Origin of the sequence: Acinetobacter sp. H1(2024), from assembly GCF_046557555.1 — a bacterium.
Classification (GTDB): Bacteria; Pseudomonadota; Gammaproteobacteria; order Pseudomonadales; family Moraxellaceae; genus Acinetobacter; species Acinetobacter seifertii.
Genome location: NZ_JBKGFO010000004.1, coordinates 329,286 through 354,028, shown reverse-complemented (window position 1 = coordinate 354,028; position 24,743 = coordinate 329,286). Strand labels below are relative to the sequence as shown.

The window sequence follows — 24,743 nt, the reverse complement described above, 5'->3', positions numbered from 1 at the left end:
GATTAAAGATTGAGTTAGGTGAGTGAAATGAATCAATTGGAGTTGAAAAAAGTCATCCGTCCAGTGATTTTGATTGTCGCATTAATGATTGCGGTCTATACCATTGTGCATTTGTGGAATTACTATAATGCAGCGCCGTGGACACGCGATGGCCGTGTTCGTGGTGACGTCATTCAAGTTTCTTCAGATGTAGCAGGGCTTGTAACGGAAGTATTGGTTCAAGATAACCAGACTGTCAAAAAAGGTCAGGTACTTTTTAAAATTGATGTCTCTCGCCGAGCTTTAGATGTAGAGCAAGCAAAGTCTGATTTGGCAAAAGCAAAAGCAGCATTTGCTCAGGCGCAAGCAGGTTTAGCACAAGCCAAGGCAAACTTAATTAAGTCGAGTACAAACATTAAGTTAGCCGAGAAAAACGCAAACCGTTATTCAAACTTAATGGATGGTGCTATTTCTAAACAAGAACAAGATCAAGTTTTTGCAACTCGCGATCAATCCCTTGCAGAGCATGAACAACTTCAAGCTGCGATTGAACAAGCAGAAGCAACTATTAAGCAGCAACAGGCACTCGTTGAAGCTGCGACAAGTAACTTGCATTTAGCCGAACTTAATATGCATCGTGCCGCTGTGGTGGCACCCGCAGATGGAACACTCTCTAACTTTGATATGCGCCCTGGTAATTATGTTCAAGTTGGACAAGCAGTTGCAGCATTGCTCGATCGTAAACAACTCTATGTTGTAGGGTATTTTGAAGAGACAAAATTAGACCGTATTCATATTGGCGATGAAGCGAGTGTACAGTTAATGGGTGATAGTCAGAAAATTAAAGGTCATGTACAAGGTATTGCATCGGGTATTGAAGACCGTGAGCGTTCAAGCAGTTCTAAATTGCTTGCAAACGTAAACCCAACCTTTAGTTGGGTTCGTTTAGCGCAGCGCGTACCTGTAAAAATTGTGTTAGACGAAGCGCCAAAAAATCAGCTTGCTTTTGTTTCTGGCCGTACTGCGACAGTACATATTATTGAAAAATAAAAAGCTTAAGTTTTTCTACTCAATAAAAAAGCATGTGTAAAACATGCTTTTTTATTTTTATGGCGTTAAGCCGACTGGATTTCGATACCAACTCTGGATCAGCAAGGCTGCTGCAAAACTATCTGCTGATAATTTCTTTGCGCGTCCTTGTTCTTGGTAGAAGCCGAGCTCTTCCCTTGCTTCACGCGTCGTTAAGCGCTCATCCACCATCCAAGTTTCAATGTTGGTTTGATGGCGTAAACGTCTTGCAAATTTGCGGGCACGTGTAGAAAGCTCTGACTCACTATCATCCATATTTAACGGAAGACCAACAATAAACAAATCAGGTTGCCACTCTTTTACAATTTTTAAAAGCTGGTCCCAGTTAGGAATTCCATCTTTCATCACAAATAACGGTAGTGGGTTAGCACTTTCAATTGCAGATTGACCTATCGCCATCCCCATTTTTTGAGTGCCAAAGTCGAAAGCCATAATTGATTTGGATTGTGTCACAGTCATTAAGCATGTCCGATTTCAGAAGCAAGCCATGTGCGATCTACCCCAATCTTTTTATAGGCTGCATCCCAACGATCGTCGTACGGTAAGTTGAAAATCAGATCCATATCGGCATCACAGATAAGCCAGTCACCACGAGCGATTTCATCTTCTAACTGGTTTTTACCCCAACTCGCATAACCTAGTGCGATTTGATAGCGACCCACACCTTCGTTATGTGCAATTGCATCAAGAATATCTTTACTGGTGGTAATACAGACATTTTCACCCACAGCAATAGAAGAGTGCCAAGTTGGTTGGCCAGTATGAAGGACAAAGCCTGCTTCTGGGCGTAAAGGCCCACCTTGTAAAACCTCATGTGGATTTACATTGTCTGCATCAATATCTAAATCATTCAGGAGTTCTTTAATTTGAATGCCAGCAGGACGATTAATGATAATGCCTTGAGCACCTTCTTCATCGTGACGGGCAAGATAAATTACTGTATTTGCAAAAAAGTCATCTGCCAGTTCTGGCGGGGCAATCAGACAACGGTGAGTCATGTATTGTTTGGTCACCTAAGCGGTTCTCCCTCAAAAAATGTCGCTAGAGGGTCTCACGACCCTTTTATCTATATAGGTTCTTTTTATCAACATACAAGAGTTAATCGGATTTCGCCAATCTTTTTCTCTCATTTTCTTTATTAATTTGAAGAAGCCTGAAATTTAAGTTGTCGTAATTGTTTAGCATGCTGTAAGGTCGTTTCATTAATTTCAACACCGCCAGACATACGTGCTAATTCAGAAATAATCTGATTTTCATCAAGTTGTACAATGGTACTGCTGGCTGGGTCAGTTTGCTGCTTTTTAACTAACAAATGTTGATCAGATTGCGCAGCGACCTGTGCTTGGTGAGTAATACATAAAAGTTGGACATGTTGAGCTAAGTCGGCAAGTAAACGTCCAACCACTTCAGCCGTACCACCGCTAATCCCCACATCAATTTCATCAAACACTAAAACTTCGGCTTCTGTTTTTTCCGCGTTCATGACTTGCATGACGAGTGCAATACGTGAAAGTTCACCACCCGATGCCACACGAGCCAATGGTTGTGGGGGTATACCTTTATTAGCTGTAAATAAAAGTTGAATAAAGCTTAAACCTTCTGAGCTTGGTTGTTCTAGGGGTTCAAACTTAAACTCAAAGTGGGCTTCTGGTAGTGCTAGGGGTTTCACTTGTTCAGTTAACTGTTTGGCAAGTGGGGCAGCAGCTTCACGACGAATATTGTCTAAATGCTGAGCTTTCTCTAAAAATTCCTCATGTGACTTTTCTACTTGCTCTGCCAGAGTCTCTGGGTCTTCAAGTTGATGTAACTGTTCAAGCTCATTTTGCCAAGTTTCATATTCTTCTTTGAGCGTCTCTGGCTGAGTACGATACTTACGTGCCAGACGATGAAAAACTTCAAGCTTGGAATTTAGTTCTTCCATTCTTTCAGGGTCAAAACTTTGACGATCAATGAACTGACGTAAATTTGATGTGGCATCATCAATTTCACTTTGCGCATTTAATAATGAGTTATAAATTTCAGAAAGCTGTTCACTACGTCCAGCATGAGATTCTAAACGACGAATGATCGACGACATTTCTTGAGTAATGTTTTGCTCAGCTTCATCAAGCGCATTCAGGCTATAGCTACAATCTTGCATGATATGTTCATGATGACTGAGGCGATCGAACTCTTGCTCGATTTCTTTGTAATCAGTTTGAATGACCTCTTCAAGCTCTTCAATTTGCAGCTCTAAGGTCGCAATACGTTGTAGACGAGTTGCTTGAGCATCTAAAGCTGCTTGGTGTAAACGAATTGTGCGTTGCCATGTGCTATAGGCCTCACGAACATCATTCGCTTCTACATAAAAATTGTTATAACGGTCTAACCAATGCTTTGGATAAGGTGGCTCAAGTAGCTGTTGTTGGCTGTGCTGGCTATATAATTGAACCAATAAACGACCTAATTCTTTAAGCTCAGAGAGGCTGCTCGGACGTCCATTGACCCATGCTTTACTACGACCAGTTGCGAAAATAACACGACGTAAATGAATTTCCCCAGAATCATCATCTAGCTCATGATCTTGTAGCCATTTTGCTTCTGGGCTATTGTCCTGATAAGTAAAAACAGCGGTGATATCCGCCTTGTCCGAACCATAGCGGACATAATTTGTATCTGTACGTTCCCCTAAGCAGGCAGAAAGTGCATCCAGTAATAATGATTTTCCGGCACCTGTCTCACCTGTTAGAACATTAAATCCTTGTTCTATATCAATAGCTAAATGATCAGCTAATGCAAAATTAATTAAAGTTAAATGTGTGAGCATAAACGCATCCAACGCGCCAAATTATGGGTTAAAGATAGAGAAGTTTTGAATTTGCTACAAGTGATCTATTATTCTAACTGAAATTATAGAACAGCAAGATTCTTGTTCGTTTATTATTTGGCAATAATCGTCGATATCAAAAATTATCAGAATTATTCATGGATACATTTATTTAATTGTGTAGAAAGATATTTTTTACTTGCCAGTTTATTTTGACGAGTAAAAAATATATCAGTATTTTCATAATATTGAAGTACATATTGGTGATTATGTTGCCACTGGAAAGTATGTGGACAAACGAGTTATAGACCAACATTATCTGCGTTATTGTATTTGACCGATTTTAAAATAAAGTGTGCTTGTACATGCTAGTCGGCATTTTGATGGAAATAACGTCGATTTCCCAGCTTGTGAGGCCGCTTCAATGCGAAATAACCCAGACAACTTTCATGTTGGCATAGAAGTTGATTCATCATTAATTACAGCTCCTAGTTGATTATTCAACAGCGCAGAAAGTTTACTGAGTTTTTCTGGATGAAATTTACGATGAAGTTTGCAGATAAGGTGAAATTATGTTGACCAATCGAAATATTGAAGTAAATTTACCCCACGCTTTTACTAAAAAAATTCAGCTACAGCAGTAGAAATTACAAGTCTATGCGTATGAAAACTGATTGATTAGTTATTTAGGCACAATTAAACTACATTCAACATAAGTTATATAAATGCGGCATTATCTGGAGAATGTGCATGAGTTCAACCCAATTTGATCATGTAACGGTCATCAAAAAGTCAAATGTTTATTTTGGTGGAGCATGTATCAGCCATACCGTGCAATTTGAAGATGGAACGAAAAAAACATTAGGTGTTATTTTACCAACTGAGCAGCCTTTAACATTTGAAACACATGTTCCTGAGCGTATGGAAATTATTTCAGGTGAATGTCGCGTGAAAATTGCAGACAGCAATGAAAGTGAATTGTTCCGCGCTGGTCAATCATTTTATGTTCCTGGAAACAGCGTTTTTAAAATTGAGACTGATGAAGTGCTCGATTATGTGTGCCATTTAGAAGGCTAAGAAATTCCTGTTTAAATCGGGTACACTATGCCCAAAGAAATCCTGTGAAGTTGGCTTTGCAGGATTTTTATTTTTTTGCTCAAACGTTGTTAGAGGTCAAGCATGGCAAAACCGGAATATTATTATGGCGTTCACTCAGTGGAGTCATTGTTAGAACTTGAGCCGGAACGTGTGCTAACCCTGTTTACTTTAAAAGGGCGGGATGACCAACGTTTGCAAAAGATTTTGCAATTGGCAGAGCCTTTTGGAATTAGTGTACAAAAGGCAAGCCGTGACAGTCTTGAAAAACTTGCAGGTCTACCGTTTCATCAAGGCGTGGTTGCAGCAGTACGTCCGCATCCGATTTTAAATGAAAAAGATCTAGATCAGATCTTGGCTGAAACTCCAGATGCTTTATTGCTCGCATTAGATCAGGTAACAGATCCACATAACTTAGGTGCTTGTATCCGTACCGCTGCTGCAATGGGCGTGCAAGCAGTGATTGTGCCGCGTGATCGTTCGGCAAGTTTAACCCCAACGGCTCGTAAAGTTGCGGCGGGTGGAGCTGAAAAAGTTAAATTTATTCAAGTCACAAATTTAGCTCGTACATTGGCTCATCTGAAAGAAACAACTCAGGTACGTGTAATTGGTACTATGCTTGATGAAAGCGCAATGCCAATCCAAAAGTGTGATTTCTCTGGCCCAGTCGTGATTGTGATGGGAGCTGAAGATACAGGTTTGCGCCCAATTACTCAGGCACAGTGTGATCACAAAGTTTATATTCCGATGTCTGGTAATTTACAGAGTCTAAACGTAAGCGTGGCAACAGGTATGGCACTTTACGAGGCTTGTCGTCAGCGTTCTGAGGTATAATTGAGCTGCCTTTCTAGTTTTTAAGCAGTCTTCATATGTCTCCCCGTAAGCAAGGTTATTTCTTTGTATTGGTGACCATGTGCATTTGGGGCGGGTTTACACTTTTTGCTCGTTTAAATGCACAATGGCACATCAGTGCTTGGGACATTGCCGCACTGCGCTTCGCTATCGCCTTTCTGATTTTAATGCCTATATTAATTTATAAAAAAGATCTCGCTTTTTTATGGAGTAAGCATGCGGTTATTTTGGCGCTCATTGGCGGTGTCATCTATTGTCTGACTGTTTATACAGCTTTTCTTTATGCTCCAGCCGCACATGCTGCAATATTTTTAAATGGCTGCATACCAATCTGTACTGCTATAGCTGCCTATATTTTATTTAGACAGCCGTTTGATAAACACACATGGGCGAGTCTCGCAATCATGATCGCTGCCTTAGCATTCATGAGCATTTTGATGCTACGTACAAGTGGCTCTGCATTTGGAATTGGAGACCTACTTCTTTTCATTAGTGCGATTTGGTGGGGTATTTTCACTGTTTTACTTAAACAGTGGAAGCTCTCTGCTTGGCATTCTATGGCAAGTGTTGCGATTTGGTCTGCAATTATTTATTTACCTATCTATGTTTTATTTTTACCTAAGCATTTCATGGAAGTTAGTCCTGTTCATTTAGCGATACAGGGTATTTTCCATGGCGTATTTGTCGTTATTATTGCAACTTTGACTTATGTGGCTGCCATTCAACGTCTTGGGGCTTTTAAAACGGGAAGTATTGTCACTTTGGCGCCGTTCATTGCCGCTATTTTAGCTGTACCTTTACTTGGTGAGTCATTAAGCCCATCAATTGTTGTGGGCTTAGTAGGTATGGGAATAGGCGCTTTACAGCCTTGGCGCTGGTTTAGACAAGATAGCCTGACACAAAAAATTAAGCAGCAAAATATGTAATATTAGTTGGTGCGCTTCAAATAGCTTTGATGTAAAGGCTCTAGTTGCTGATATAAATGTTCGAGTAATCCGTCATTAAACACAATGTCATTGGCAAGTTCACGTTTACGCTCGCGTGGCATTTGTGCTGCAATAATTTTCTGGATTTGTTCTTGGTTTTGCCCATCTCGCTGGCTTGCACGCTGAATTTGAGTTTGTTCACTCGCATCAACTAATAGAGTGTGATTAACCAATTCATGTTGGTTGGTTTCAAAGAGTAATGGTGAAACTAAAATCACATAAGGACTTTTTGGATTTTGTAGTTGTTGAATAATCGATTGGCGAATGGCAGGGTGTGTAATTTTCTCAAGTATGTGTCTTGCTTCAGGGTTCTGAAAAATATGTTCGCGTAGGGCACGACGATCTAAATTACCATCGGGCTGAAGTACCCAGTCTCCAAAAGTTTGCTGAATTTTTTGGAGAGTAGGTTGGCCTTTTTCAACGACTTCACGCGCAACGATGTCGGCATCGACGACTTGAATTCCTTGGGACTCAAACCATTGTGTTGCGGCAGATTTTCCACTGCCAATACCACCTGTGATTCCCAGAATAAAAGCCATCTTAACCTCCTAAATAAATCTTCATAATCTGATCACCCCATAAAAAGGCAACCCAACCCGCAATGGCAATATATGGCCCAAAAGCAAAAGGCTGATTGTCATTTCTTAACTTTAATAAGATGATGCCAATGATTGCACCCAATAAAGATGACAATAACACAATTAATGGCAGCATCAATGGCCCCATCCATGCGCCTAATGCGGCAAGTAACTTAAAGTCACCGTAGCCCATACCTTCTTTGCCAGTAATCACTTTAAATAAGTAATACACAATCCATAGGCATAAAAAGCCGATTAAATAACCCCAAATAGCTGAGTTAGGTGAGGTATAAATATTAAAGGTGTTAATGCCCAAGCCAAGTGCTGCCAAAGGCAGGGTAAAGCGATCAGGTAAAAGTTGTGTATCAAAGTCTATAAAGGTGAGGGCAATCAGGACCCAAGTCAGGACGAGTCCAAAAAGCATTTGTATGGTTGCGCCAAAAACCATGACCACAACTACAGAGCATAGCATGGTGAGTAGTTCAATTGCTGGATAACGAATGCTAATCGGATGCTGGCAATGACCACATTTTCCTCTTAGCATCAACCAGCTTACGATAGGAATATTTTGATACCAACGGATGGGGTGGTGGCACTCAGGACATGATGAAGCAGGTTTGCTTAATGTTAGTTTTTCATGGTCAATAATAGGTTGCTCTGGATTTAGGAGCATTTGACATTCGAATTGCCAATCTTGCTCCATCATTTTTGGAGTGCGGTAAATCACTACATTAAGAAAGCTACCAATACATAGGCTCACGAGTGCAACTGCAATATAAAGTGCAGTTAAGTTTTGAATAAAATAAGCAATGATGTCCTGCATTATACAACTGAGCCCATTTGGAAAATTGGAAGATACATAGCAACAACTAGACCGCCTACCAACACCCCTAAAACCGCCATGATTAAAGGTTCCATCATTGAAGTTAAACCATCAACAGCATTATCAACCTCATTTTCATAATAGGTCGCAACTTTATCGAGCATGCTGTCTAGCGCCCCAGATTCTTCACCAATTGCAACCATTTGTATAGCCATAGAAGGAAAACGGTTAGATAAACGCATGGCAAACTGAAGTTGTTGTCCTGTTGCGACATCTTCACGAATTTTCATCACAGCTTGTTCATAGATGATATTATTGGTTGCGCCGGCGGTTGACTCAAGTGCATCAATCAGTGGTACACCCGCTGCGAATGTGGTCGCAAGCGTACGGCTATAACGGGCAATAATTGCTTTATACACCAAGTCCCCAAAAATAGGTAATTTAAGCGCAAGTTTATCTAAGCCATCACGAAATTTCTTACTACGTTTTTTAGCTTCTAAAAAAGCGGCAATTATTACACCAATCGCGATAATCATAATAAACCAGTATTCTTGCATCCATTTCGACATGTCTACGACCATTTGTGTAAAGGCTGGTAACTTTGCTCCAAAAGAAGAAAATAGATCTTGGAAAACGGGTACCACTTTAACCATCAAAATAATAGTCACCACAATGGCTACCACAATAACCGTCGCAGGATATTTCATTGCTTTCTTGATTTTCTGCTTCAACAATTCACTTTTTTCTTTGTAAATCGCCACACGATCTAGCATGGTTTCAAGCGCACCTGATTGTTCACCAGACTCAACAAGTGAACAAAATAAATTGTCAAAATGTTGAGGATACTTTCTTAAAGCTGAAGTGAAGGTACTGCCACCTTCAACTTCACCTTTAATCCCAAGTACTACCTCACGCATAGCTGGATTTTCCAAACCTTCCGCGACAATTTCAAAGCCTTGTACCAGCGGTACACCCGCTTTCATCATAGTCGCCAGTTGTCGTGTAAAAATCGTAATATCAAGCGTTGATACTTTTTTCTTGAATAAACCTTCAAGAATATTTTTACGTTTCTCCCGTATGGTTCGAACGGTAACCCCTTGTTTGCGTAAGGTCACTTTAGCTAAAGCCATATTTTTAGCTGGAAGTTCCCCCTTAATTTTTACGCCCTTACGGTCAACCCCTTCATAAGCAAAAGTAGGCATCATTTGTGCCTTTTTGACAGCCATTAGATTATCCTTATTTTAAATAGTGTCTTATTCACTGGTCACACGGTTGACTTCTTGTAGAGAGGTCACACCTTGCATTACCTTTTTTAAACCTGAACGACGTAGATTATTAAACCCCAATTTTTCAGAAGCGGCCGCGATTTCTAGAGCGTTACCATCTTCCATAATAATCTTGGAAATTTCAGGTGTAACTTTCATTACTTCATAAATACCAACACGGCCTTTATAGCCGTCACGACATTCAGGACAACCCACAGGTTGGAAAACCCGAAAGTCTGGATGTGCTAAGTCCTGCTCGGTAAAACCCATTTCCAATAAACTTTGTTTTGGAACATTTGTAGGTATTTTACATTGAGAGCAAAGGCGGCGTGCTAACCGCTGAGCAATAACCAAGTTGACTGATGTTGCAATATTGAAGGAAGGAACCCCCATATTGCGTAAGCGAGTGAGCGTTTCAGGCGCACTATTGGTATGCAGTGTTGACATCACCATGTGACCCGTTTGTGCAGCTTTAATTGCGATTTCTGCTGTTTCCAAGTCACGAATCTCACCGACCATAATAATGTCAGGGTCTTGTCGTAAGAATGATTTAAGTGCAGCAGCAAACGTAAGACCTACTTTGGGATTTACGTTAACCTGATTAATCCCTTCAAGGTTAATTTCTACAGGGTCTTCGGCAGTAGAAATATTAGAGCTCTCAGTATTTAAAATGTTTAAGCCTGTATATAAAGATACTGTTTTACCGGAACCTGTTGGTCCAGTAATTAAAAGCATGCCTTGTGGTTTATCTAAAGCTTCCATAAATAAAGCTTTTTGTTCTTCTTCGTATCCTAATGCGTCAATCCCTAGCATTGCGCTTGATGGATCAAGAATACGTAGAACTAGCTTTTCACCAAACAACGTCGGAAGTGAGTTCACACGGAAATCAATTGCTTTAGTTTTTGAGAGCTTAAGTTTGATACGACCATCTTGCGGGACACGTTTTTCGGAAATATCCATTTGAGACATTACTTTTAAACGTGACGCCAAACGGTTTGCCAATTGTAAAGGTGGATTGGCAATTTGACGTAACACACCGTCGACTCGATAACGTACCCTATATGACTTTTCATACGGTTCAAAATGTAAGTCTGAAGCGCCCATACGAATGGCATCAATAAGCAACTTATTAATATATTTAACAATGGGTGCTTCATCACCTTGTGGCGTTTCTTCTTCATCCTCTTGAGTGGTAGGGCCATCAAGACTGACATCAAGATCAAACTCTTCATCATTAAAATCAAAACTGCTTTCTTCTGCGAAATGCTGACCTAAAACTTTTTCGAGTTTATGGTGCTCAACAATGACAGGCTCAACCATCAGTTTGCTATTAAAACGAATCGCATCAATCGCTTCAATATTACTTGGATTGCTGGTCGCAACATATAAAATTTGGCCTCTTTGAATAAGTGGCAAAATTCGATGTTTTAAAATCAGTTTTTGATCGACCAGATCTTTAGGAATCTGAGATGTGTCATAAACATCAAGATCAAAATATGGTTCAGCAAACTCAGCGGAAATTGTTTCAGCCAGTAAAGAAGGGGAGAGATGAACCTCTTCAATTAAATATGCGACTGTATCCTGCTTAGCTCTCTTTGCTGCATCTAATGCATTTTGCATGGTCGCTGCCGACACATGCTTTTCTTCGACTAAACGCCGAAAAAACCCCGTAAATTTTGGAGATGTATGTAATGCTGACATCTGCCTGCCTATGCTAATGTGTTTATAATTGGTATATGAAAAATTATACTTTTGTTATGTAAAATTACTACCTTATAAAATGTTGCTCTAGTCCTACTCAGGCTGTTAAAGCTTGAACCAGTCGAAGTTTTTATGGATTAATTTTTAGAATGTTTAACTTTGAACCCTTATAAAGTTTTTTTAATTTCAAGAGTAGAAAAGATATAAGTAATCCCATTAAAGAAAAGTATCTGAAATTTGTATAAATGCGTGTAGAATGTGCTGCATTTTTGATGAAAGGTGAGCAGTATGTCGAGTACGACGATTACGCCTTGGGTAGTTGGCAACTGGAAAATGAATCCAATGAGTGCTAACGCCAACCAACTTATAGAAGAATTTAAACAATTATTGCAACAAAACCAAATTGCAGATGAAAGCTGCCATGTGGGCGTTGCCCCTGTTGCAATTGCACTTACAATGGTACAAGCGCAATTGCAAGATGCTGCAAAAACAGTATATACAGTTGCGCAGGATGTATCGCGTGTTGCGGGCACAGGTGCTTATACTGGTGAAGTCAGCGCAGAATTATTAAAAGATAGTCAAATTAATTTTGTACTAGTAGGGCATTCTGAACGTCGAGATATTTTTGGTGATAACGTTGAAATTTTGAAGGCGAAACTCCAAAATGCATTAAATGCGGGCTTAACTGTCATTTATTGTGTGGGTGAAAGTCTTGAACAGCGTGAGCAAGGCCATGCAGAGCAAGTTGTTTTACAGCAAATTTGCGATATTGCACCTGTGGTTACTGCTGAACAATGGCAAAACCAAGTCGTGATTGCTTATGAACCTATCTGGGCAATTGGTACAGGTAAAACAGCTTCTCCACAAGATGCACAAGCGATGCACGCTAAAATTCGTGAAGGCTTATGTCAGCTTACTTCGGCGGGTTCAAATATTGCTATTTTGTATGGTGGTAGTGTAAAAGCTGAAAATGCTGTTGAATTGGCTGCATGTCCAGACATTAATGGTGCGTTGGTCGGCGGTGCTTCATTAAATGCAGCATCTTTTTATCAAATTGTACAAGCCTTCGCGCAAAGCAAATAACGAGGATAGGGTATGCACTCTTTTGTACTTGTTGTACATATTATTTTAGCAGTACTGATGATTGCATTGATTTTAGTGCAACACGGTAAAGGCGCAGATGCCGGAGCTTCCTTTGGTGGAGGTGGTGCAGCAACGGTATTTGGTGCATCTGGTTCAGGTAATTTCCTGACTCGTCTAACTGCTGTTTTAACCGCATTGTTCTTTGTAACAAGTTTGACTCTTGCTGTTTTTGCAAAAAAGCAAACTACAGAAGCATATAGTTTGAAAACTGTACAAACTTCAGCACCAGTTCAAACTACATCGCCTGAAACTTCGCCAAATGCACCAAAAACAGGGCAATAATTCGAAATAAGGCTTTCCTTTTGTAGTTGGAAGGACTAGAATGCGTCCCACAAGCTGCGGTGGTGGTGGAATTGGTAGACACGCTACCTTGAGGTGGTAGTGCCTTCGGGCGTGGGGGTTCAAGTCCCCCCTTCCGCACCAACTTTGAACCAGAAAGTTGAGTGCAAGCAGTTTTTTGATGCGGGATGGAGCAGTCTGGTAGCTCGTCGGGCTCATAACCCGAAGGTCGTTGGTTCAAATCCAGCTCCCGCTACCAATTTGATTAAGGTGCAACTTAATCAAGCGAATATTAGATAAGTTTACATTGACTTTTTTTGATATTTGTATATAATTTTTGCACGTTGATGCGGGATGGAGCAGTCTGGTAGCTCGTCGGGCTCATAACCCGAAGGTCGTTGGTTCAAATCCAGCTCCCGCTACCAAGTTTCTTAAAAGAGGCTCACAGACAAGTGGGCCTTTTTGCACAGTGGACTATTGTTTTCTGTGCTACATAGGGGCGATTAACGCCCTTTTTTATTGGTTATCGTATCGCTATCGTGTAGTGTCGACATCAATTGGTCAAATAGTCATGCTTCACTATAGTAGGTCTGTGTCGGTTAAAACAACCGATTGAATCGCACGAGAATGACGAGAGTAAATGAAATTATCAAATAAATCCCAAGCATTGTATGACATGATTGCCCCAGCAGTGCAAGCATGTGGTGTTGACCTGTGGGGAATCGAATTCCTTCCACAAGGTAAACGTTCATTATTGCGTATTTATATCGATAGACCAGTTGATGAAAATGCTGAACCAGTTATTAATGAAGATGGTGAAGTAGAGCAAGGTCGTGGTATTGGTGTGCAAGATTGTGTACGGGTTACACAACAAGTCGGCGCAATGTTAGATGTTCATGACCCGATTTCAGGTGAGTATTCATTAGAAGTTTCTTCACCAGGTTGGGATCGCCCATTTTTTCAACTCGAACAATTGCAAAGTTACATTGGACAACAGGTTGCTTTGCGTTTAATTGCAGCAGTAGAAAATCGCCGTAAATTTCAAGCAAAACTCCTTGCTGTAGACCTTGAAAATGAAGAGATTAAGGTTGAAGTTGAAGGAAAGCATGTGCTTGATATCGACAGCAACAATATCGATAAAGCAAACTTGATCTATCAAGATTAAATTTATTTAAATTATATAAGAAATCGGTAGGTGACTTATGGGCCGCGAAATTCTTACCGTTGTAGAAACGGTTAGTAATGAAAAAGGTGTTAGTCGTGAAGCGATCTTCGAGGCTTTAGAACAAGCTCTAGTTGCTGCAACGAAGAAAAGATTTTACGAAGGTACACATGCTGAAGAAGCTCAGCTTCGTGTAGAAATTGATCGTAAAACAGGTGATTACCGTACATTCCGTCAATGGACTGTTGTGGCAGATGAAGATCATGAAATGCCAGCTTGCCAAGACGCGATTTCTGATCTTGACCCATCTAAATGGTCAATTGGTGATGTACGTGAGCTCGAAGTGGAATCTATCGAGTTTGGTCGTATTGCTGCACAAATTGCAAAACAAGTTATCGTACAAAAAATTCGTGAAGCTGAGCGTGCTTTAGTTGCTGATGCATACGAGTCTAAAGTTGGTGAGTTGATTTACGGTGAAGTGAAAAAACAAACCAAAGATGGCTTTATTATCGACTTAGGCGACAACGCAGAAGCTTATCTTGCACGTGAAGAAATGATTCCTAAAGAAATTCTTCGTCCAAAGCAACGTGTAAACGCTATTTTATATAATGTTAACCGTGAAGGTCGTGGCGCTCAGTTATTGTTATCACGCGCTAAGCCTGAAATGTTAATTGCTTTAATGAAAAAAGAAATTCCTGAAATTTCTGAAGAAATCATTGAAATTAAAGCGGCAGCACGTCAACCCGGCGTTCGTGCTAAAATTGCAGTGAAAACAAATGATCACCGTATTGACCCTGTAGGTGCGTGTATTGGTATGCGTGGTACGCGTATCCAAGCTGTGCAACAAGAGTTAAATGGTGAACGTATTGATGTAGTGGTTTGGTCTGATGATCCAGCTCAATACATTGCAAGTGCATTAGAACCAGCTGATGTTTCAGGCATCGTGCTTGATGAAGATGCAAGAAGTGCCGACATTATTTTTGCAACCAGCGATCAATTGGCTCGTGCGATTGGCTCACAAGGTCAAAACGTTCGTTTGGCTTCTGATTTAACTGGCTACAAACTCGACATGATGCTTGAAGAAGAGTATCGTGCTCGTCAGCAAAATGAAGCTCAGCAGTATCTTGACATGTTTGTATCACGTTTAGATATTGAAGAAGATTTAGCAATGGCATTGGTAGAAATGGGCTTCACTTCTTTAGAAGAGATTGCTTATGTGCCTGCTGAAACTTTTGACGAAATTGAGCTTGACGCTGAATTGGTTGAGTTATTGCAAAGTCGTGCAAAAGAAGCAGCTCTTACTGATGCTTTGAAACAGCAAGAAAATATTCAAGAACCGAGCGCAGACCTCCTCACTATGGAAGGCATGACTTCTGAGATCGCTTACTCGCTTGCCGCTCGCGGTATTATTACCGTTGATGATTTGGCAGATCAGGCTACTGACGATATCTCTGATATTGAAGGTCTTGATCATGAAAAAGCTGGTCAATTGATCATGAAAGCTCGCGAATCATGGTTTAACTAGGAGATGAAATATGACGGACAAGTCGATTAAAGAGTTAGCTCTCACTGTAGGACGTCCTGTTGAGAAGCTCCTAGAACAGGCTCGTGAAGCAGGTTTGCCTCAACGTACAGCAGACGACATTATTACCACTGAACAACAGGACACTTTAGTCAATCATTTGAAAAAAGTGCATGGTCAGGAAAGTGGTAACACAGGAAAAATTGCGTTGAAACGTAAAACAACCAGTACCGCTAAAGTTGCAAGTACTTCAGGTAAAGCAAAAACAATTAACGTAGAAGTACGTAAAAAACAGGTTTTTGCTAAGCCAAACCCAGAACAAATTGCAGCAGAAGCTAAAGCGCGTGCAGAAGCAGAAGCTAAAACACGTGCAGATCAACAAGCGCGTGATACTGCAGAGCAAAAAGCGCGTCTTCAAACAGAGCAAAAAGCAAAAGCAACTTTAGATGCGATGCGTGCTGCTCACCAACAAGATAGCGCTGCACAGTCAGCACCTAAAGCTGCTGTTGTAGTGAAAAAACGTGGTGGTGGTACAGTAAAACCTGCACCAAAACCAGCAGAAACTTTAGAGCAAAAGAAAGCGCGTGAAGCACAGACAGCTCAGTTAAAAGCAACTGAAGAAGCTGCACGTCGTAAAGCGGCTGAAGAAGCTCAACAACGTACACTTGAACAAATGCGCAAAATGGCGTCTAAGTATTCAAATGATGATACAACGACAACAATCCGCGTAATTGATGATTCTCCACTTGCTTCAGGTCTTGTTGGCCAAGCTTATGAAGATTCATTCAAGCAAGAAGACCGTGAAATTAAACGTGGTGGTGCAACTACTAACCCGCGTGCTGGTAAGAAAGGCGGTCGTCGTGGTCAAGAAGAGCAAAGCTTCGTTAACCATAACAAACGTGGTTTAAAATCAAGCCAAGCAAATAAGCATGGATTTGAAAAGCCAGTTAAAAAGCAAGTCTACGATGTAGAAATCGGTTCAAGTATTGTTGTTGCCGATCTTGCTCAAAAAATGGCGATTAAAGTACGTGAAGTTATCAAAACACTTATGAAAATGGGTGAGTTGGTTAACCAAGATCAAGCGATTGACCAAGATACAGCAGCACTTGTTGTAGAAGAAATGGGCCACAACCCTGTTCTAGTTTCTGATACACAAGCGGAAGATAACTTGCTTGAAGCGGCTGAAGAAGCACGTGGTGAGCAAACAACTCGTCCACCAGTTGTTACGATTATGGGTCACGTTGACCATGGTAAAACATCATTGCTTGACCGTATCCGTCGTTCAAAAGTGGCGGCTGGTGAAGCAGGTGGTATTACCCAGCATATTGGTGCGTATCACGTTGAAACAGACAAAGGAATCATTACATTCCTTGATACACCGGGACATGCTGCATTTACTTCAATGCGTGCACGTGGTGCTAAAGCGACAGATATCGTGGTATTGGTTGTTGCGGCAGATGACGGTGTAATGCCACAAACTGCAGAAGCAATTGACCATGCACGTGCAGCAGGTACTCCAATTATTGTTGCAATCAACAAAATGGATAAAGAATCTGCTGATCCAGACCGTGTGTTAAACGAGTTAACAACGAAACAAATCGTTCCAGAAGAATGGGGTGGTGATGTTCCGATTGCTAAGGTTTCTGCACATACTGGACAAGGTATTGATGAACTCCTTGATTTAATTCTTATTCAATCAGAATTGATGGAATTAAAAGCATCTGCTGAAGGTGCTGCGCAAGGTGTTGTTATTGAAGCACGTGTTGATAAAGGCCGTGGTGCAGTAACTTCTATTCTTGTTCAAAACGGTACATTAAATATTGGTGACCTTGTTCTTGCAGGTTCATCTTATGGTCGTGTCCGTGCAATGTCTGATGAAAACGGTAAGCCAATTAAATCAGCAGGACCATCTATTCCAGTAGAAATTCTGGGTCTTCCAGATGCTCCAATGGCAGGTGATGAAGTTCTTGTTGTAAATGACGAGAAGAAAGCACGTGAAGTTGCTGATGCTCGTGCTGACCGTGAACGTCAAAAACGTATTGATCGTCAAAGCGCAATGCGTCTTGAAAATATTATGTCGTCAATGGGCAAAAAAGACGTTCCTACAGTGAATGTTGTTTTAAGAACTGACGTACGTGGTACTTTAGAAGCATTGAATGCAGCTTTATATGAACTATCTACTGATGAAGTAAAAGTTCGTGTAATTAGTTCAGGTGTTGGTGCGATTACTGAGTCTGATGTGATTCTTGCTGAATCTTCAGAAGCTGTATTGTTAGGCTTTAACGTTCGTGCTGATACAGCTGCTCGTCAACGCAGTGACCAAGACGGTATCGATATTCGTTACTACAGCATCATTTATGAATTAATTGATGATGTGAAAGATGCCATGAGCGGTAAACTTGCTCCTGAACACCGTGAAACAATCTTGGGTGTTGCTGAAGTACGTGAAGTATTCCACTCAAGTAAGTTTGGTGCAGCAGCAGGCTGTATGGTACTTGAAGGCACATTACATCGTAATAAACCGATTCGCGTATTACGTGATGACGTGGTTGTGTTCCAAGGTGAACTTGAATCATTACGTCGTTATAAAGATGTGGTTGAGGAAGTTCGTGCCGGTATGGAATGTGGTCTTGCGGTGAAAGGTTATAAAGACATCAAAGTACAAGACAAGATTGAAGTATACGATGTTCAATTGATTAAACGGAGTCTTTAATGGCGGGTAGCCAACGCTTAAAGCGCATGGCGGATTCAGTACAACGCGAGTTGTCTGAGCTAATCCGTCAAGAGCTTAAAGATCCTCGCTTAGGTGGTCTAGTGACCATCTCTGCGGTGAAAGTCAGTGCGGATATGGGATATGCTGAAGTTTACGTTACTGTTATGGGACGTGAGCTAGGTGATGAACAAAGTGAAGCAGCAAATAAAGAAACTTTAGATGTATTAAATAAAGCTTCTGGTTTCTTGCGTCATGAGTTAAGCCGTCGTATTAAAACTCGTATTACGCCTCGTTTACGTTTCCATTACGATAAGACGAACGCATATGGTAACTATATGTTTGGTCTTATTGAAAAAGCGGTACAAGATTTACCGGAACGTAAGTCAGATGACCAAGAGTAATTAAAACTCAAAATAAAAAAGCCACCTTGGGGTGGCTTTTTTATTATTCAACATTTTACTTAATGTTTAGGTGGATCCATCGGAGGTTTATTCTGTGAAAAGCGTTGTCCGATTTTATAGCGATCCCATGGTAATGGACGTTCTATTGCTTCAGGAACCTCACCACTGAGTGAGCGTAAGCGTAGATGTAGTGCCGCTTGTGCTATTAAATTGGCTGAAACAGGAGCTGTAATAAAAGCCAAAAGCGTGATCAATAGTTCGGCAAAACCAAAGCGGCCTTGGAAAGCAAAAAAGATCATTGAAGCAATTAAAAAGCTACCTAAACCCAACGTACTCGATTTGGTAGGTGCATGTAAGCGCATGAATAGATCGGGTAGGCGTACCATTCCGATTGAACCGACCAACATAAAGAATGCACCGAAAACCAGAAAGATCGAAACAATAATTTCCATTGTAAATTGCATTTTGACCTCCCTTTAATCGATCACATGACCAGTTGTGAAATAACGTGCCAAAGCAGCTGTCGAAACAAACCCTAGCATGGCAACCAATAATGCCCCTTCAAATAAAGAGGTGGTTGTCCAATAGATACCTAATACAACAATCAGACAAGTTGCATTTAGAAAAAGCGTATCGAGTGCTAAAAGACGATCTACAATTGATGGCCCCATCACCATTCGAAACAAGCAAAGCAACATAGAGATTGTGATAGCAATCATGCTAATACCAAGAGCATAAGGTAGGATGGTCATATGTTGTCCTCCGATTTGCTTTTTACATCAAAAATTTCCATGAGCGGAGCTTCATAGCGTTGTTTGATGTCTTGCACATCACTTTCGGTATTTTCTGTACTGAGTGAGTGCACCAGAATATCACCACGCTCTTGATCAATACCCGCAGAAACCGTACCTGGTGTTGTGGTAATAATCATTGCCAGTAATGAATTCACCTGTTCATGTTCCGTTTCTAAAGGCACACGGTACCACTTAGGATGTAATTTTTTAGGCGGCCCTAATACCAGCTTTGCAACACGAAAATTGGAAATAACAATATCCCAAAGTACAACAAAAAATAGTTTTATTGCTGGTTGCCAATGGATGTGTGGTGTTCTGGTAATAAAAGGTCGAACTAAACGCGGAATCACAAGACCCAAAATTACAGCCATAAGTAGGTCGCTGGCATCAAGACTATGCGAGAGCATTAACCAGAAAATAATAATCAAAAAAGAAACAAATGGATGTGGGAACCAACGTTCAAGCAATTTAGATAGCTGCATTGTTAAGGCTCCATAGGTTTCAGTTGACTTTCATCAGCAATCGTTGGTGTTAGCAATTTTTCTTGCTGCTGAATTTGGCGGCGCTTATATTCGGAAATATGCTCACCGTTAAAAGTGTCTTTAGAAATAATGTCAGGAACGAGATAGGCATTATGATCTTCAACTTCTCCACCATACTTTGTTTCTGGTAAATAAGATGAGTCATAAGGCTGAACACTAATAGTTTCGCCATTTTGGTCAGTCTTAAGAATAGACTGCTGATAGAGCGCATGGTTTTGAATTTGTTGAGCCGTACCAGTGGTGTAGTGCAATACGGGTGAAGCAAACACTACATAAGTGATCAAGCCTGCAAGCAGAATATAAATAACCGAATCATTACGTGGTGGTGCTTGTACAGGTAGAGCTTGATAACTCATGTAAGCAGGATTCTTTGGATCTTCTTCTGGTACTGAAGCTCTCCAGAATAAAATAAACCCGACACGTGTTAACGCAATAATGCTTAATAGACTTACAACAAGCACAACTCCAATGATCCAGCCTTGATATGCAGTTTCAACAGTCGCTTGTAGAATAAATACTTTCCCAAAGAAGCCACTAAAAGGCGGTAACCCGGCAAGCATCATTGCAATTAAAAAATAAGTCAGCATCGCTGCTTTTTCTTGCTTGATTCGCGGAGCAATCTTTAAGTGATCTTTAAAGTCACCACGTTGTGAAGTCATCCAGCCACAGAACAGGTAAAACGCAGCGCCAATAAGTGTACTGTGTACGAGATAGAACAATGCTCCTGACCATGCTTGCGTGTTTGACATTGCTATTGCGGTCAATAGAGTACCAATCGAAGACAGCACCATAAAACCAACAAAACGTCTGAGACGATCTGCACCAATTGCTGCAATCACACCATATAAAGAAGTGACTAAACCAATTGGAAGGAGCCAACCTTTAAAGATTTCCTGACTGATTACATCGTTAAATACTGTTCCATTGACACGTAAAATGGCATAAATCCCCACTTTGGTCATAATGGTAAAAATTGCTGCAACGGGCGTACTTGCAACGGCATAAGTTTTTGGTAGCCAAAAACCAACCGGTAACATGGCAGCTTTAATACCAAATACAACAAATAAGAGTAGGGCACCAGCAACTGCTAATTTATGCTGGTCTGCATCTAAAGTTGGTAAAAGGCGTGAAACGTCAGTCATATTTAGACTGCCTACACTGCCATAAATCATACCAAGGCCAATTAAGAATAGGGCAGAGGCTAAAAGATTGATAATGACATAGTGTACGCCAAGTTGAAATCGTGGCTTCCCTTGTCCATGTAGTAGCAGGACATAAGACGCCATAAGCAAAATTTCAAAGAAAACGAACAGGTTGAATAAGTCACCTGTGAGAAATGCTCCGCATAACCCCATTAAAAGAAAATGGAATATGGCGTGGAAATAGCGTCCACGTGTATCCCAATTTGCGCTGGCATACCATAGAACTGGAACTGCTAATGCATAGGTTAAAACCAGCATAAATGCAGAGAGTCGGTCGAGTACCAAGACAATACCAAAAGGAGCTGACCACTCACTCAACTGGTAAACCGTAATTTGTCCAGTATTTGCAACAATAAGATAATTAACAGCAGTGACTAAGCCTGCAATTGCTGAGACTAAACTAATGCCACGACGCCAAGGTTGTCGCCAATCTTCTTTCAATGCGCCAGCGCCAGGATTACCTAAAAGTAATAAGATAAAACCAGTAAAAGCAGGAATGAGGATGCTGAAAATAGGTGTATTTGCTTGCCAAAAAGATAAAAAATCAAACATCACGGCTCATCCTCACGTGGGTCGTATGTTGGGGAAATATCTTCTTTAGCATCAACATGATCACTACCTGATTCATAACGGCTTCGTAATGCTAGTTGCACAATGAATGCTGTAGTCGCAAATCCGATAACAATCGCAGTTAAAACAAGTGCTTGAGGAAGTGGGTCGGTAATATTCGTCGTTTCAGTTAAAATTGCAGGTGAGCTCACTTGTAAGCGGCCCATCGCAAACAAAAATAGGTTAACTGCATAACCGAGTACGGCTAATCCCAATACAACAGGGAATGTACGTGCACGCAAAATGAGATAAATGCCTGTCGCAACAAGTAACCCAATGGCAGAGGCCAGTAAGAATTCTAAACTGATCATGATGATTTCTCCCCATGAGGTACAGGACCAGACATACTCGAGTGGCGAGAGTCCCCTAATACAGAGATAAGTAGCATCGTGGCACCTACCACTGTGATATACACACCCAAATCAAAGCTTGCTGCTGAAGCCAGATGTAGTTTTCCTAAAACTGGTAACTCAACATAGACATGAGCACTAGTTAAGAATGGACGTGCCCAGAACCATGCAGCAATACCAGTTAAGCCTGCAATTGTTAAACCCGAACCAATCCAGACTTCGTATAGACGACCAGATTGTGCTTTTAGCATTTGTTCCGCTTGATCTTGACCTAAAGCAATGTATTGAATAATCAGTGCCATTGAGGTAATTAGACCTGCAATGAAGCCACCGCCAGGATAATTATGTCCACGCATAAAGATGTAGACACTTACGACAAGTGCTAAAGGCAGTACCCATGATGCCGTAATACGGAACATGAGCGGAGATGGGTTAAAGCGATAGGTGAGGCCTTGTGTCATGGTGGTGCCGTGTACCCGCATACCATCCATTAAGCAAAGTGCTCCAATCGCAGCAATGCCGAGTACGGTAATTTCACCGAAGGTATCGAAGCCACGGAAGTCGACTAAAATGACATTTACAATGTTTGAACCACCACCTAGTGGTAAAGACTGCTGCGCAAAGAACCATGAAATTGAATTGTGATCACGAGTTAAAATGAGCCACGTAATCCAGCCAATGCCTAAACCACCAATAATTGCTAAAGCTGCATCTCTTAAACGTCGAGAACGAAGAGATTCATACGGTGTAAGTTGGGGAAGTAGAGATAAACTCATTAACAGTAATACAGTAGTAACTACATCGACTGTAATTTGAGTCAACGCTAAGTCTGGTGCCGACATGGTGACAAATACCATGGTAACCACAAGACCAATTGCACCGCTAATGAGTACTGCTTTGATACGCTCATGATGAAACCAGAGCATCATCCAACAACCAGAGAATAATGTTAGCCAAAGAACAATGGCAATCCATGGTGCATGTGTCAGTTCACGGGTACCTGTTGTAAGCCCTTGATTGATTAAAGGCAGGGTAACCATGATGATGCTAAAAGCAATGATGAGGAATAGGTAACTTTGTAGCGAACCATTCTCAGTTTTTTGTTTGATTTTGCGGCTAGTTAATAATAAATGTTTTAAAAACAAATCAAATAAAATACGACCTTGTAAGCGACCAAGTCTTGGATCGAGGTCAATTTTACGAATCATGCCGTCTTTTGCTAAAGCAAAATAGAAAAGTGTACCGCCTACTAAGGCAATAATACTCATAATTAAAGGTGCATTAAATCCATGCCAGATTGCAAGATGAGTTCCTGCAAAATCAGGCTGCATGAGACTTGCGCGTGTCACACTGTTAACTAAAGGCTCAACCAGTAAGGATGGGAAAATACCCACTAAAATACAGAGTGTTGCAAGTAGTATGGCTGGTGCTCGCATGCCAATTGGTGGTTCATGCGCATTTTTATTTGGCACTTGTTTACCAATTGGACCGTCAAAGAACACGCCGTGTACTAATCGGATTGAATAACTCACTGCAAAAATACCTGCAAGAGTCGCAATAATACTGGCAAAGATAACCGTTGAATCTGAAAGGTTTGCTAACAGTTCGGTAAAGAACATTTCTTTAGAAATAAAGCCATTGGTGAGCGGAACACCTGCCATTGATGCTGCAGTAATCATGGTAAGTGTTGCGGTAAACGGCAGTAATTGCCATACCCCACTTAACTTTCTAAGATCACGTGTACCAGTTTCATGGTCAATAATCCCTGCAATCATAAACAGCGCAGCTTTAAATGTTGCATGGTTAATAATATGAAAAACCGCTGCTGCAACAGCTAAAGGTGAGCCAATACCAAGCAAGCACACGATAAGACCTAAATGACTAATGGTTGAATAGGCTAACAGTCCTTTCAAATCTTCTTTAAAGATTGCAAAGCATGCGGCCATACAGAGCGTAAATAGTCCTACAAAAGTAACGATGTTGTGATAAAGCGCGGCACCAATAAAGATAGGTGCAAGACGAGCTAATAAGAAAATACCAGCCTTAACCATGGTTGCTGAGTGCAAATAAGCCGATACCGGAGTGGGTGCAGCCATTGCATTGGGTAACCAAAAATGGAAAGGGAACTGCGCACTTTTTGTAAAAGCACCGAGTAAAATAAGAAAAAGCGCTGGAACGAAAAGATGATGACTTTGAATCAGATCTTTCATTCCGACAATGTCATTAATTTCGTAGGTACCTGTGATTTGTCCTAATAAGACAAATCCACCTAGCATAGCGAGTCCACCCATTCCTGTGATGGTAAGTGCCATACGTGAGCCACGCTGGGCTGCTTCGTAATGACTCCAGTAACCTACTAATAAGAAGGATGAAATACTGGTAAGTTCCCAAAAGACTAATAAAATAATTAAATTATTGGAAAGAGAAATACCCAACATAGCTGCCATAAACAGCATGAGTAATAAATATAGTTTACTTAGTGAATTTTTAGGGCCTAAATAGTAATAGGCATAAATATAAATGAGTGTACCGATACCGGTAATAAGAAGAGAAAATAATAAACCAAGGGCATCAAGTCTAAAGCTCAGATTAATCCCAAGTTGTGGTAACCAATCCCAACTTTGTTGAATGCTTGCACCACTAAGCACTGTTTTAGCTTGAGTCAGTAATAAACCAAAACTGGTTAAACTGACTCCGATTGCCCCTAAAGCCGTTACTCCACGTGAAAACCGTTGAAGCAATGAAACAAGGGTGGTGCCTAATATTAACGGTAATAAGATAATTATCGGTAGCACACTCGTATCCATATATAATTTAGACCGAAGCCTAAAGGTGAAATTTTCATTTCAGAA

23 protein-coding genes, 3 tRNA genes and 1 pseudogene are annotated in these 24,743 nt (G+C 40.8%); 14 read left to right on the top strand and 13 right to left on the bottom strand.

Features of this window, described 5'->3' with window-relative positions; all coding sequences use genetic code 11:
• Positions 1-27 precede the first annotated feature (27 nt).
• Positions 28-1,029, top strand: coding sequence for an HlyD family secretion protein (locus ACLCEG_RS13555; protein ID WP_019456779.1), 1,002 nt, complete (start codon positions 28-30; stop codon positions 1,027-1,029).
• Between the two features lie 57 nt (positions 1,030-1,086).
• On the opposite strand, the gene ruvX is transcribed toward ACLCEG_RS13555, so the two are convergent.
• The 3 genes from ruvX to recN all read right to left on the bottom strand — a co-directional run bounded on the left by ruvX (position 1,087) and on the right by recN (position 3,874).
• Positions 1,087-1,527 carry a Holliday junction resolvase RuvX gene (gene ruvX / locus ACLCEG_RS13550; protein ID WP_004699093.1) on the bottom strand — a complete coding sequence of 147 codons (441 nt, stop codon included), beginning with the start codon at positions 1,525-1,527 and terminating at the stop codon, positions 1,087-1,089.
• Positions 1,527-2,081 (bottom strand): YqgE/AlgH family protein, encoded by a 555-nt coding sequence (locus ACLCEG_RS13545; RefSeq protein WP_004699090.1) that lies wholly within the window; start codon positions 2,079-2,081, stop codon positions 1,527-1,529. Before ACLCEG_RS13545 ends, ruvX begins: the two co-directional genes overlap by 1 nt.
• A gap of 125 nt (positions 2,082-2,206) precedes the next feature.
• Complete coding sequence (gene recN, locus ACLCEG_RS13540) at positions 2,207-3,874, bottom strand: DNA repair protein RecN (protein ID WP_410567901.1); 1,668 nt, start codon at positions 3,872-3,874, stop codon at positions 2,207-2,209.
• 238 nt (positions 3,875-4,112) lie between these two features.
• On the opposite strand from recN, the pseudogene ACLCEG_RS13535 reads away from it, so the two are divergent.
• The 4 genes and pseudogenes from ACLCEG_RS13535 to ACLCEG_RS13520 all read left to right on the top strand — a co-directional run.
• A pseudogene (locus ACLCEG_RS13535) lies at positions 4,113-4,518 on the top strand (tetratricopeptide repeat protein); the annotation flags it as partial.
• Positions 4,519-4,624: 106 nt separating this feature from the next.
• Positions 4,625-4,951, top strand: coding sequence for a pyrimidine/purine nucleoside phosphorylase (locus ACLCEG_RS13530; protein ID WP_000099685.1), 327 nt, complete (start codon positions 4,625-4,627; stop codon positions 4,949-4,951).
• Between the two features lie 102 nt (positions 4,952-5,053).
• Positions 5,054-5,803 carry a 23S rRNA (guanosine(2251)-2'-O)-methyltransferase RlmB gene (gene rlmB, locus ACLCEG_RS13525; RefSeq protein WP_191105729.1) on the top strand — a complete coding sequence of 250 codons (750 nt, stop codon included), beginning with the start codon at positions 5,054-5,056 and terminating at the stop codon, positions 5,801-5,803.
• Positions 5,804-5,838: 35 nt separating this feature from the next.
• Positions 5,839-6,747 carry a DMT family transporter gene (locus ACLCEG_RS13520; RefSeq protein WP_410567898.1) on the top strand — a complete coding sequence of 303 codons (909 nt, stop codon included), beginning with the start codon at positions 5,839-5,841 and terminating at the stop codon, positions 6,745-6,747.
• Between the two features lie 2 nt (positions 6,748-6,749).
• Here the strand turns inward: ACLCEG_RS13520 and coaE are convergent, their stop codons facing one another.
• Genes coaE through pilB form a run of 4 tightly spaced genes read right to left on the bottom strand, consistent with a single transcriptional unit; the run spans position 6,750 to position 11,174 of the window.
• Complete coding sequence (gene coaE, locus ACLCEG_RS13515) at positions 6,750-7,346, bottom strand: dephospho-CoA kinase (protein ID WP_410567896.1); 597 nt, start codon at positions 7,344-7,346, stop codon at positions 6,750-6,752.
• Between the two features lies 1 nt (position 7,347).
• Entirely contained in the window at positions 7,348-8,208 is an 861-nt protein-coding gene (locus ACLCEG_RS13510; RefSeq protein WP_410567894.1) for a prepilin peptidase, read from the bottom strand.
• On the bottom strand, positions 8,208-9,434 hold the full coding sequence (locus ACLCEG_RS13505) for a type II secretion system F family protein (RefSeq protein ID WP_410567892.1): 1,227 nt from the start codon (positions 9,432-9,434) through the stop codon (positions 8,208-8,210). Before ACLCEG_RS13505 ends, ACLCEG_RS13510 begins: the two co-directional genes overlap by 1 nt.
• Before the next feature lie 27 nt (positions 9,435-9,461).
• Positions 9,462-11,174, bottom strand: coding sequence for a type IV-A pilus assembly ATPase PilB (gene pilB / locus ACLCEG_RS13500; protein ID WP_199999939.1), 1,713 nt, complete (start codon positions 11,172-11,174; stop codon positions 9,462-9,464).
• A gap of 288 nt (positions 11,175-11,462) precedes the next feature.
• On the opposite strand from pilB, the gene tpiA reads away from it, so the two are divergent.
• From tpiA to ACLCEG_RS13455, 9 genes are all read left to right on the top strand, one after another.
• Complete coding sequence (gene tpiA, locus ACLCEG_RS13495; protein WP_410567889.1) at positions 11,463-12,257, top strand: triose-phosphate isomerase; 795 nt, start codon at positions 11,463-11,465, stop codon at positions 12,255-12,257.
• 12 nt (positions 12,258-12,269) lie between these two features.
• Positions 12,270-12,599 carry a preprotein translocase subunit SecG gene (secG, locus tag ACLCEG_RS13490; protein ID WP_019456770.1) on the top strand — a complete coding sequence of 110 codons (330 nt, stop codon included), beginning with the start codon at positions 12,270-12,272 and terminating at the stop codon, positions 12,597-12,599.
• A gap of 56 nt (positions 12,600-12,655) precedes the next feature.
• Positions 12,656-12,740, top strand: a tRNA-Leu gene (locus ACLCEG_RS13485).
• Positions 12,741-12,778: 38 nt separating this feature from the next.
• Positions 12,779-12,855, top strand: a tRNA-Met gene (locus ACLCEG_RS13480).
• Positions 12,856-12,944: 89 nt separating this feature from the next.
• A tRNA-Met gene (locus ACLCEG_RS13475) sits at positions 12,945-13,021 on the top strand.
• A gap of 215 nt (positions 13,022-13,236) precedes the next feature.
• Positions 13,237-13,761: a ribosome maturation factor RimP gene (gene rimP / locus ACLCEG_RS13470; protein ID WP_002157009.1), complete on the top strand. Its 525-nt coding sequence runs from the start codon at positions 13,237-13,239 to the stop codon at positions 13,759-13,761.
• A gap of 37 nt (positions 13,762-13,798) precedes the next feature.
• On the top strand, positions 13,799-15,283 hold the full coding sequence (gene nusA, locus ACLCEG_RS13465; protein WP_004699068.1) for a transcription termination factor NusA: 1,485 nt from the start codon (positions 13,799-13,801) through the stop codon (positions 15,281-15,283).
• Between the two features lie 10 nt (positions 15,284-15,293).
• Positions 15,294-17,993: a translation initiation factor IF-2 gene (gene infB, locus ACLCEG_RS13460; protein WP_004699066.1), complete on the top strand. Its 2,700-nt coding sequence runs from the start codon at positions 15,294-15,296 to the stop codon at positions 17,991-17,993.
• On the top strand, positions 17,993-18,394 hold the full coding sequence (locus ACLCEG_RS13455) for a ribosome-binding factor A (RefSeq protein ID WP_002114836.1): 402 nt from the start codon (positions 17,993-17,995) through the stop codon (positions 18,392-18,394). The genes infB and ACLCEG_RS13455 overlap by 1 nt, the downstream gene beginning before the upstream one ends.
• 59 nt (positions 18,395-18,453) lie before the next feature.
• Here ACLCEG_RS13455 and ACLCEG_RS13450 read toward each other — a convergent pair whose 3' ends face one another.
• The 6 genes from ACLCEG_RS13450 to ACLCEG_RS13425 are packed head-to-tail and all read right to left on the bottom strand — an operon-like array spanning position 18,454 to position 24,698.
• A complete protein-coding gene (locus ACLCEG_RS13450) occupies positions 18,454-18,858 on the bottom strand; it encodes a Na+/H+ antiporter subunit G (protein WP_004699064.1) in 405 nt (134 codons plus the stop codon).
• 12 nt (positions 18,859-18,870) lie between these two features.
• Positions 18,871-19,146, bottom strand: a complete 276-nt coding sequence (locus ACLCEG_RS13445) for a monovalent cation/H+ antiporter subunit F (RefSeq protein WP_019456876.1) — start codon at positions 19,144-19,146, stop codon at positions 18,871-18,873.
• On the bottom strand, positions 19,143-19,670 hold the full coding sequence (locus ACLCEG_RS13440) for a Na+/H+ antiporter subunit E (protein WP_039251201.1): 528 nt from the start codon (positions 19,668-19,670) through the stop codon (positions 19,143-19,145). The genes ACLCEG_RS13445 and ACLCEG_RS13440 overlap by 4 nt, the downstream gene beginning before the upstream one ends.
• Before the next feature lie 2 nt (positions 19,671-19,672).
• The gene (locus ACLCEG_RS13435) at positions 19,673-21,484 is read right to left on the bottom strand and encodes a monovalent cation/H+ antiporter subunit D (RefSeq protein ID WP_410567887.1); all 1,812 of its coding nucleotides are present in this window, start codon (positions 21,482-21,484) and stop codon (positions 19,673-19,675) included.
• On the bottom strand, positions 21,484-21,852 hold the full coding sequence (locus tag ACLCEG_RS13430; protein ID WP_000624229.1) for a Na+/H+ antiporter subunit C: 369 nt from the start codon (positions 21,850-21,852) through the stop codon (positions 21,484-21,486). The genes ACLCEG_RS13435 and ACLCEG_RS13430 overlap by 1 nt, the downstream gene beginning before the upstream one ends.
• Complete coding sequence (locus tag ACLCEG_RS13425) at positions 21,849-24,698, bottom strand: monovalent cation/H+ antiporter subunit A (protein WP_410567885.1); 2,850 nt, start codon at positions 24,696-24,698, stop codon at positions 21,849-21,851. The genes ACLCEG_RS13430 and ACLCEG_RS13425 overlap by 4 nt, the downstream gene beginning before the upstream one ends.
• Positions 24,699-24,743: the final 45 nt, after the last annotated feature.